The following is a 10,089-nucleotide window of genomic DNA, read 5'->3' as shown; positions in this document are numbered from 1 at the left end:
CGGGAACCGTCCGAATTTACGCCTGTGGACAGTGCTCTGGCGGCGGAACCCGAAAGGGGTCTACGAGCCATCACTGGTTGAAGCAGGAAGCCATGACTTCTATAAGTCATGGTAGTTCACTGAAGATGTAGAAAAGGGTGGAAAAAAGCCAATAAAATGCTCTTGGAAGTGCTTAAAAACATGTGATTTTAAAAAAGTACCGTATTGTATTGCAAAAGCACTTACCAATGCAAAGCTTGGTTTTTTAAAAGAAGGTTTTGCTTTTGCTGGTGAAAATGCATATAAAGTAAAAGAAATTATAACTGTAAAGGAGTTAATAAACAGGATAAAAAAGGAATTTTCAGATGCACAATTTGCCTTTTAACCCTTTACAGATCCAGAAAGAAGCCCTCTTATAAAGTACTTTCCAAGTAAAATGTAAACAACGAGTGTTGGAAGGGCAGTAATAAGTGCTCCGGCCATTTGCACATTCCATTCTACAACCTGGCTTCCTGCCAGGTTTACTAAAGCTACGGTTATAGGCTGTTTTGCAGGATTACTTGTAACAGTTACTGCAAATAAAAATTCATTCCATATGTTTGTAAACTGCCATATTATAACTACAACAAAGGCAGGTATTGAGATAGGAAATAATACTTTTGAGTAGGTTTTAAAAAAACCTGCACCATCCATATACGCTGCTTCTATAAGTTCGTTTGGAACTTCACTGTAGTAATTTCTAAAAATCAGAGAGGTTATAGGTATACCGTAAACAACATGGACGATTATCAATCCAGTTATTGTTCCATAAAGGTTAACTTTTTGAAGAAAACGAATCAATGGAAACAATACGCTTTGGTATGGAATAAACATTCCAAAAAGGATAATTGCAAAGATTATATTCACACCTTTAAATTTTACCTTTGAAAATACATAGCCGTTTAATGAGCCAAGAAGAGCAGAAACAATTGTAGCGGGGATTGTTAAATAAAAACTATTTTTAAGGTTTGGAGAAAGTTTATTAAATGCTTTTATAAGACCGCTTAAAGACCAGCTTTTTGGCAATTTCCACATATCAGAAATTCCAATTTCGCTTAAAGGTTTAAAACTTGTTGCAAGCAGTACATAAAGAGGGGTAATAATATATATAGCTATTATTATTAGAAAAAAATATGAAAAGAACTTTTTCATCTTCTTTCACCTCTCAAGTTTGTTGCAAGATATGGAATAATAACTACTGCAACAAAACATAACATAATTATAGCGATTGCTGAGCCCATTGCGTATCTATTGCTTCTAAAGGTTAATTCAAACATGTAGATAGCTGGAACATCAGTAACAAAGTTTGGTCCACTACCTGTCATTGAAAATACCAAATCAAAAATTTTCAAAGATATATGTCCAAGAATAATCATTGCACTCAAAGTAATTGGTGTTAAAAGTGGCATTTTAATCTTCCAAAAAATTTTCCATTCTGATGCCCCGTCAACTCTTGCAGCTTCTATAATATCTTCAGAAATACCTCTTAGTCCTGCAAGATACATTGCCATTGTATAACCTGAAAGTTGCCAGATAGCAGCTATAATTACTGGTATCAGTGCGACGTTGAATTTTCCAATTGAATGTGTACTTGTGTACCAACCCCACATAAGTTTTTCAAGTCCAAGTTTTGAAAGTAAAAGATTTAATCCTTGTGGATTTTGAGGTATATTACCTGGTGCAAAAATCCAGCTCCATACAGTTCCAGTTACAACAAAAGAAATTGCCATTGGAAATAGAAAGAGGTTTTGGAAAAATCTGGAGCCTTTTAATCCTTTATCTACAAGAATTGCCATGATTATACCAAGTGCGATTGTTCCAAGTAAGAAAAATAGAGTAAAAAAGAAGGTATTCCAAAGATCCGTTTGAAATCTGCTATCTTGAAAAAGCCTAATATAGTTTCTTAGGCCAACAAATTTGTATTGTCCCCTTAAAAGTGCAGAAAAACTATTCCAATTTGAAAAAGACGTTCTAACAGTCCAGCCTATAAATCCATAAACAAATATGGCAATCGCAATTATGGAAGGTGTAATAACTAAGAGTCCAATAAAAAGGTTCTTTTTTCTCACACTCTCACCTCAAAATAACGGGGCAAGATGCCCCGTTTGTTTTAATCTGTTAGATATCCATTATCTTCTGCAATCCAGAGTATTTCTTTGAATGTTTGATTTACATTTTGCTCTGTGACAAATATATTTATTGCATCCATGAGAGCTGTGGCAAATGATTCTGGAGCAGCTGAACCATGTATTATGGAAGGACAGATTGCTTTTGTAGAAAAGTCATTCATTGACCATTTTAGATATACGTCGTATTTTGACTTATCTGCATCAATTCTTGCAGGTATTGATCCTTTAATTGGATTAAATGTGTCTTGAGCCTCAACTGTTGCAAGGAACTTTAACCACTTTATAGCATTTTCTCTATGAGGAGCATTTTTTGGCAATCCGAAGGTGTCTGAAACTAGCATGAATGCATCTTGAGTACCAGGAAGTGCAAACCATCCAAAGTCAACTCCAGGCTTCCATCCAAGTGTCTTTAGATATCCTTCTGCCCAGTCGCCCATCATGTTGCAGAATGCCTTTCCCTCAAAAACCATTCTTGTTGCATCTTGCCAAGTTAGAGCGGAATGGTCTGAATTTACATATGCAAGAATGTCTTTTAGAATTGAAAGAGCTTGTTTTATAGCTGGATCATTGAATGATGCTTCACCTTTCCACAATTTGTTGTATTTTTCTGGCCCAAGTTCTGCAAGCATTATGCTTTCAAAAAGATGAAGTGATGTCCATTTGTTTTTGTCACCAAGTGCTATACCAACGTATCCCATTTTCTTAGCTTTATCAAGGTATGTCAAAAATTCTGGCCATGTTGTAGGCTCTTTTGTCATTCCTATTTCTTTTGCAATTTTTTTGTTGTAGAAAACAACATTTGCTCTGTGAACGTTCACGGGAACGGAATAAACTTCACCTTTGTAACTAACGATTTCTATAAGGTCTTTTGGAAACTTGTCATATGCACCTGTTTCTTTTAAAAGCCAAGTAATTGGTTCCATGAGTCCTGGAATTACGTAAGTATCTGTAAGTTCCATACCAGCGTGAACTTGGAAGGAATCTGGAGGATTTCCTCCTAGCATTCTGGTTTTTAACACTGCCTTTGCGTTAGTACCGGCTCCACCAGCAACTGCTGCGTTGATAATTTGAATGTCTGGATAGTATTTGTTGAAGAGATCGAACAAAGCAAGTAAACCTTCTTCTTCACCGCCACCTGTCCACCAACTAAATATTTCTAAAGCGTTTTCTGTAGCAAAGATACTAAGTGATAAAATTATTGCAAAGGCTATTATGAGAATCTTTTTCATCACTTTCACCTCCCCATTTTTTCTGGTTAATATCATTTTAACACATTTGTATGAAAATATTTTTGAGTAGATTTTCAAAGAATGAAAGAATATTACCCAGTATTTTTAATATATTTTATGATATACAAAAATATGCTAAAATTTCGTTGAGAGAGGTGAAAAAGTATGGTATTTATTTTTTTAAATATTTTTCTTGGAGCGCTTCTTGCAAATTCAATAGCACCACTTATGCCTGTTTTTCAGGAAAAATTGAATGCAACAGTTGCTTTTTCTACTTTTATTCCAGTGGTTAACACAGCCGGCACTACAATTTTTTCATTTATTATTTCATTTTTTATAAATAAACTAGGATTAAAAAAGACTCACTTTATTGGTCATTTGTTTTTGCTGAGTTCGTTGTTGATACTTTCATTCTTAGAAAGTTTAAAATTCATACTTCTTGGAGTTTTTCTATTGGGAGCAGGGCTTTCTATTATTTTTACATCTTCCACGACTTTTCTTAGTCACTTTAAAGATCCAAAATTTGGAATTGTCCATGGTTTTTTTGGTCTTGGAGGAATATTATCACCGATGTTTGTTTCGCTATTTTTAAAAAGTGGGATATCATATAAGTATCTTTATTTGATTTACCTTTCTTTTGTTATTTTTCTTTTTATCTGGAATATGAATATGAAATTTCCTGATATCAAGATAGATGAAAATTCTTTTTCAAGCTCAAAGCCATATTTAAAGCCTCTTTTTTATATAACCGTACTTTCTTTGTTCTTTTATTCGGCTAGTGAAATAAGCACCGCTACTTGGGCACCTAACTTGTTTTTAAATTTTGGCTTTACAAAACAGCAAGCTGCATTATTTTTGAGTATTTTTTGGGGACTGTTTACTTTTTCACGTTTTTTAATGGATTTTCTCCTAAAATTTGTTAATTACAGGTTATATGTTTTAACGATAACTTCTTTATCTTTTATATTTCTATCTTTATTGATAGTTTTAAAAATACCCTTTTTGTTTTATCTTTTTGGTCTGTCAATGGGAGCGATTTTTCCATTGATACAAAGAAATGCTAATATAAAATTAGATAAGAGTGAAGTTGGTTTTTTAAATGGTATTACTTATTCTGCAACCGGTATAGGGTCACTTCTGTTCATTTCCCTTATGGGATACATTTCAAAATTTAGTATAAGGGCGATGTTTGTGGTACCAATAATTGGTTTGGCAGTTGTATTTTTACTTCAAAAAAATCTACGAGAATAAGAGGTGGAGAATGAAACTAGCAATAGTCTGTGGAACAAGGCCAGAAGTTATTAAGGTTGCACCGGTTTATTTAAAAGCGAAAGAGATGGGAATTGATGTAAAATTAATTGCAACTGCACAGCATAGGCAGATGATGGATGTGATGCTTAATGTATTTTCCATCAAGCCAGATTATGATTTAGACGTAATGAGGGAAAATCAAACACTTAATTTGATTTCTTCTCGTATATTTTCTAGAATTGATGAAATTTTTGAAAGAGAAAAATTTGAATGGCTATTTGTTCAGGGAGATACTACAACTGCAATGACAAGTGCTATTGCAGCATTTAATAGAGGAATAAAGGTTGGACATATTGAGGCAGGTCTAAGAAGTAACAATTTAAAAGATCCGTTTCCTGAAGAGATGAATAGAAGAGTTATTGATCAAGTATCAGATCTAATGTTTGCTCCCACAAAAAAAGCATATGAAAATTTAAAAAAGGAAGGCTACGAAGATGAACGAATAAAAATAACAGGCAACACAGTTGTTGACGCACTGTACTATGTAAAGAACAGGTTTGAGCTTGAAAAAATTAGAAAAAGTTTGGTTGATGTAAAAGAATACGTTCTTGTAACACTTCATAGAAGGGAAAATTGGGGAGAAAAGATGAAAAAAATATTGAGAGGTATAAAGAGGTTTTCAGTTGAGAAAGATATACCAATAGTGTTTCCGGTTCATTTAAATCCAAAGGTTAGGGAAGTAGTTAATCAAGAGCTGGGAGATTTTAAAAATGCAAAATTGTTAGATCCAGTAGGTTATGTTGAATTTTTGAGTTTGCTCTCTGGAGCAAAAATAGTAGCTTCTGATAGTGGAGGCATCCAGGAAGAAGCTCCAAGTTTTGGAAAATTTGTGGTTGTCTGCAGAAATACAACGGAAAGGCCGGAACTGATAGAAAGTGGATATGGAGTTCTTGCTGGCACTGAAGAAGAATCAGTCTATAAAAGTTTAATTGAAGGACTTGATAGAAAATTAGCGGTTGATAATCCATTCGGAGATGGAAAAGCATCGGAAAAAATACTATCTGCTGTGATATAATCATTTATGGGTGGTGAGACTGTATGGAGAGGATGTATGTTTTAATTGGAATTTCTGCAATCTTAATAGCAGGACTTTTATTCTTAATTTTTCCAAAAACAAGTGTTATAGAATTTTCCGGGGTTGTATTAAGAGAGATCCCGAAAAATTCTATAATTGTTGAAAAAGATCTTGCTGTAGCTGAGAGGATCAAAAAGTTATATGAAGAAGGTAATCTTTTCGTTTTTGAAGGTAGTGTGACATTACCTCAAAGAAATGAAAATGAAGCTTGGCAGCAGGCTGCAAATAAGGCAAGGCAAGAACTTGCATCATTTTTAGGTACCAAGATAACTTCTGATAGCTCTTTAAATGAAAAAATTTTTGGAGTAAGATCGGCTTTTGGATACGAGCAAGATGTGAGTGTGGTTGTTAATAATTTTGTTGTAAGTTCAAAGGTTATTGCAAAATGGAAAGTTCCTGTGAAAAATGGATTTTTTGAATACCACGTTCTTGTGTTTTATGATCCTGATTTGATCGAAAGTGTTAGTAAAAAACAGCAACAAAGTATGCAATTATACTTTGTTGTATACGATGTAAAAAAAGGTAGAGTTGTAAAAATTGAAAGAGTAGACGATATTGCACGCTACAAGGAAAAGTTTGAATTTGCTAGAAAAAATGGAAAAGTTGTTATATTTGAAGTGAGAAATAAAAAGATAATCGCAAAAAGCGATATTGAAGCTTTAAGAATTGTAAAAAATGCAAATTTTGAAGATGGAAGATACAGACTTTTATACGTCAAAAATGGTGATTATATCTATGCGTTTATTTTAAAGGGGGAATAACGTGGAACATCATATTTATGCGATATTAATTGGCTACTTTTTGGGAGCAATTCCTTTTAGCTTCCTAATTGGAAAGCTTAAAGGAATTGATATAAGGAAAGTTGGAAGTGGGAATGTCGGTGGTACTAATGTATTAAGAAGTGCAGGTGCCTTATACGGTGCACTTGCCTTTTTTCTTGATATTTTAAAGGGATATTTGGCTGTCATTTTTGTAAGTAGCTTTGGAATTAATGCAATGCTACTTTCTGGAAGTTTTGCAGTTTTTGGACATTGTTTTCCTATATATTTAAAATTTAAAGGTGGTAAAGGTGTTGCCACAACATTTGGTGTTTTTCTTGCAATAAATCCATGGAGCGGGTTGGTATTTTTTCTCATTTGGCTTTTAATAGTAATTTTTACAAAGTATGTTTCCCTTGGTTCTATAGTAGGTCTTTTAGGAGCATCAATTTTTACATTTTTTATCGGAAAAGATTATTGGGTGATTTTTCTTGCACTTTCCCTCTTTTCAATGCTCAGGCATAAGGAAAATATAAAAAGGCTTTTGAATGGAAATGAAAGAAAGACGGATGTTGTTAAATATTTTTTTGGAAAGGGGAAAAAAGATTGAAGAGATTAGTTCCACTTCTATATTTATTAGTTTCCGTTGTATCATTTTCTATTTTAACTGAAGAGCAAAGCAGGGCTTTTTTAAGTGAGGCTATAAAGCTTTGGAGCGAAGGAAAATATGCAGAGGCAAGTTTAAAAATGGATGATGCAATGACTGGAAGTATTTCTGCAAGAGAAATACCTTGGTTTTGGTATGTTAAAGCAAAGATAGATGTTTACAACGATCAAGTTGATGCAGCACGTGAGAATTTGAAAACACTTTTAACTATTACTAATATTCCAGAAATAATGGAACTGTATAAAAAGATAGAGGTTTTTAACTCCCCTGAAAATTTTGAGGTGAAAGAGTATAAACTAAAATTTGTAAATAGTGTTTCGGGGAAAGAGGGCCTTACAGAGTATTTTTATTCCCCTGTAGGTCTTGCCGTATACGGTGAAAAAGTTTATGTGATCGACAAAAAGAATAAAAGGCTTATAGTTTTAGACGATTTTAAAATGTCGAATATAATTAAACTACCGTATAATCCAAGGAGTATAGCTGTAGATTCTTTTGGAAAAGTGTATATTTCATCGGAAGATTCTATATATACTCTAGAAAATCAGGAGCCAATCTATACAGGTTTAAAAAGTCCTATAATTGCCGGAGTTGATAGAGCTAATAGATTAGTTGTTGTCGATGCTTCAAAGATTTATATCTTTTCAGATAGAGTGATTGAAAAAAATCTTCCACTTCCAACAATTGCACTGGATTGTGATATTAATTATGAAAATTTGTATATATTAGATGCATTTTCGAATCAAATATTAGTGTATAATCTTTATACACTTGAACTAAAGGATAAAATAAAGTTAAAAGACAAAATTTGGAGTTTTGAAGTAACTCCTGCAGGTCAATTAATATATTTTGACGGAAATAAGATAATTGCAGGAGAAAGTGAATTTAAAATTAACTCAACTCCGATGTTTATTGAATATTCTTATCCACATCTTTTTGTAGTTGATTGGAAGAGTGATACGATTAATTGGTATTTATTAAAAGATGATCTTCCTATTTTTGTTAAAGTGGAAAGTTTTGAAACAAGTGATGCCACATTAACTGCACATGTGTGCCTTGAAAATTATTTTGGTGACGATATATACCTTGCTAAAGATTTTTTAAATATATATGAGGAAGATGTTAAAGAATTTGCTCAAATTGAAGGAGAACAAGATACGGTATATCCAACAACCGATATTTCAAAAAGTCTTTTAACGGATAGATTTCTTGGAAAAGTAATTGTAAAAAATGATAGGTGGAAATTTACGGGAGGAGCTCCAATTGAGTTTGAAAAGAGAGGAAAATTTAAATGGAAGATCACATACAATTATGCAAAAATATTTCCTTTACCACTTGTAAAGGTATCTGTAAAATTTGAAGTTGCAGATGAAAAATTTACAGATATATTTGTGTATACGGAGGAAGTTGTAAATGGAGGAGAAGCTAATAAAGGCGATTGAACTGTCAAAGCAGGGAAAATTTGATGAGGCTGAAAAAATTTACAGAGAACTTATAAAAGAAAATGTGCCTGAAGCGTATAATAACCTTGGAAATATATATAGAAGAAAAGGTTTGATTGCAAAGGCTATAGAGTACTACAAACAAGCTTTACAAATAAAGCCCGATTTTGCAGAATGCTACTTTAACATGGGTTGTGCATTCATGGAAATAGATAATTACTCTCTTGCAATATTTAACTTTGAAAAGGCTGAAAAGTTGGGATTTAATGATTTTGAGCTTAATGTGCAACTAGCATTATGTTATCTTGCAACTGGAAATAATAGAAAGGCACAAGAGAGAATGAAAGATGAAAAAGTTCGGCAGGAAGTTTTAAAATATATTGAGGGGTGAAACCATGGCTGAATTAGAACACTACCTTCGACCTTTATTTGATTATTGGTATTACTCATTGATTGCTGGTGTTTTTCTTCTCTTTGCTGCAAAATTTGTTGAAAAGTTATCTGTTGCAATATTTGGGTTTATAATTGGTATTAACATTTTATTTCCAGCGATAGTTGAAAGAGTTCCGCAAATTAAGGAATGGCTTTCGAATCCAACGTATTATCAAATTTCAATGGTTGTTTTTGGTGTTATTGCTGCTGCGGTTTTGTATGCAATATATAAATCTATAACATTTATCTTTGGATTTTTAATAGTTGGCGCCCTTGGTTATTATATAGCAAACTTTATAATTGGTTATTTTGGAATTACACTATCATTTGAGCCATTGTATTTATACGCAGGTGTTGCAATTGTTCTTGGAATTTTGGGTGGAATTGTAACTTATAAAAAGAGCGCAGAGGTCATAGGTATTTTATCTATTCTTGTAGGCGCTGGAACTATTTCTGCGGTTATAATTGGCTTTATTTTAAAAGGTGATTTTTCAAAAATAGATGAACCGCTCTTTTCTTCTGTAGCAATAGTTATTTTTCTGATTCTTGTAGTATTAGGATTTGTGATTAATTTTAAAAAGAAAAAAGAATAGTTTTTGGAGGTGAATTATTTTGAGACTTTCAATTAATTGGCTAAAAGATTTTGTAAATATTGAAAAGAGTGCAGAAGAGATTGCTGAAAAGCTTAGTTTAAGGGGGACAAATGTAGAAGAAATAATTAACCCTTTCGATGTTGAAGGAAAAATAGTTGTTGGAAAGGTAATAGATGTTGAAAAACATCCTAATGCAGATAAATTAATTGTATGTAAGGTTGATGTTGGTGATCAAATAAAGACAATTTTAACCGGAGACCTCAGTGTTTCCAAGGGAGATACAGTGCCAGTAGCACTTGAAGGTGCTAGGCTTTTTGATTTAAAGATTGTTCCAAGAAAGATGCGTGGAATATTGTCTGAAGGTATGATGTGCTCTCTTCAAGAGTTAGGTCTTGAAGAAAAATCAAGTGGAGTGTATAAGTTTAAGGAAGAAGTGCA

Annotated in this window: 10 protein-coding genes and 1 pseudogene; 8 read left to right on the top strand and 3 right to left on the bottom strand. The window is 33.0% G+C overall.

Annotated features, from left to right (window positions below; genetic code table 11):
• Positions 1–360: 360 nt before the first annotated feature.
• From JG780_RS09095 to JG780_RS09085, 3 genes are read right to left on the bottom strand one after another with little or no spacing between them, the layout of a single operon-like run.
• Positions 361–1,170: a carbohydrate ABC transporter permease gene (locus JG780_RS09095; protein ID WP_114703169.1), complete on the bottom strand. Its 810-nt coding sequence runs from the start codon at positions 1,168–1,170 to the stop codon at positions 361–363.
• Complete coding sequence (locus JG780_RS09090; protein WP_004100848.1) at positions 1,167–2,087, bottom strand: carbohydrate ABC transporter permease; 921 nt, start codon at positions 2,085–2,087, stop codon at positions 1,167–1,169. The genes JG780_RS09095 and JG780_RS09090 overlap by 4 nt, the downstream gene beginning before the upstream one ends.
• A gap of 41 nt (positions 2,088–2,128) precedes the next feature.
• Positions 2,129–3,376: an ABC transporter substrate-binding protein gene (locus JG780_RS09085; protein ID WP_004100845.1), complete on the bottom strand. Its 1,248-nt coding sequence runs from the start codon at positions 3,374–3,376 to the stop codon at positions 2,129–2,131.
• A gap of 165 nt (positions 3,377–3,541) precedes the next feature.
• Between JG780_RS09085 and JG780_RS09080 the strand changes: the two genes are divergently transcribed.
• The 8 genes and pseudogenes from JG780_RS09080 to JG780_RS09045 all read left to right on the top strand — a co-directional run.
• Positions 3,542–4,627, top strand: a complete 1,086-nt coding sequence (locus JG780_RS09080; protein WP_287570222.1) for an MFS transporter — start codon at positions 3,542–3,544, stop codon at positions 4,625–4,627.
• Positions 4,628–4,637: 10 nt separating this feature from the next.
• Complete coding sequence (wecB, locus tag JG780_RS09075; protein ID WP_287570221.1) at positions 4,638–5,702, top strand: non-hydrolyzing UDP-N-acetylglucosamine 2-epimerase; 1,065 nt, start codon at positions 4,638–4,640, stop codon at positions 5,700–5,702.
• Between the two features lie 23 nt (positions 5,703–5,725).
• On the top strand, positions 5,726–6,523 hold the full coding sequence (locus tag JG780_RS09070) for a hypothetical protein (RefSeq protein ID WP_004100837.1): 798 nt from the start codon (positions 5,726–5,728) through the stop codon (positions 6,521–6,523).
• 1 nt (position 6,524) lies between these two features.
• Entirely contained in the window at positions 6,525–7,130 is a 606-nt protein-coding gene (gene plsY / locus JG780_RS09065) for a glycerol-3-phosphate 1-O-acyltransferase PlsY (protein ID WP_287570220.1), read from the top strand.
• Positions 7,127–8,626: a hypothetical protein gene (locus JG780_RS09060; RefSeq protein ID WP_287570219.1), complete on the top strand. Its 1,500-nt coding sequence runs from the start codon at positions 7,127–7,129 to the stop codon at positions 8,624–8,626. The genes plsY and JG780_RS09060 overlap by 4 nt, the downstream gene beginning before the upstream one ends.
• Positions 8,598–9,017, top strand: a complete 420-nt coding sequence (locus JG780_RS09055; protein WP_004100827.1) for a tetratricopeptide repeat protein — start codon at positions 8,598–8,600, stop codon at positions 9,015–9,017. Before JG780_RS09060 ends, JG780_RS09055 begins: the two co-directional genes overlap by 29 nt.
• A gap of 4 nt (positions 9,018–9,021) precedes the next feature.
• Positions 9,022–9,651, top strand: a complete 630-nt coding sequence (locus JG780_RS09050; RefSeq protein ID WP_114703170.1) for a hypothetical protein — start codon at positions 9,022–9,024, stop codon at positions 9,649–9,651.
• 19 nt (positions 9,652–9,670) lie between these two features.
• Positions 9,671–10,089: pseudogene (locus JG780_RS09045) on the top strand (phenylalanine--tRNA ligase subunit beta); the annotation flags it as partial.

This window comes from Thermosipho sp. (in: thermotogales) (assembly GCF_020054775.1).
GTDB lineage: Bacteria > Thermotogota > Thermotogae > Thermotogales > Fervidobacteriaceae > Thermosipho > Thermosipho africanus.
Note: the sequence above shows the minus strand (reverse complement) of the source record. Positions and strands in the feature narration are given on the sequence as shown.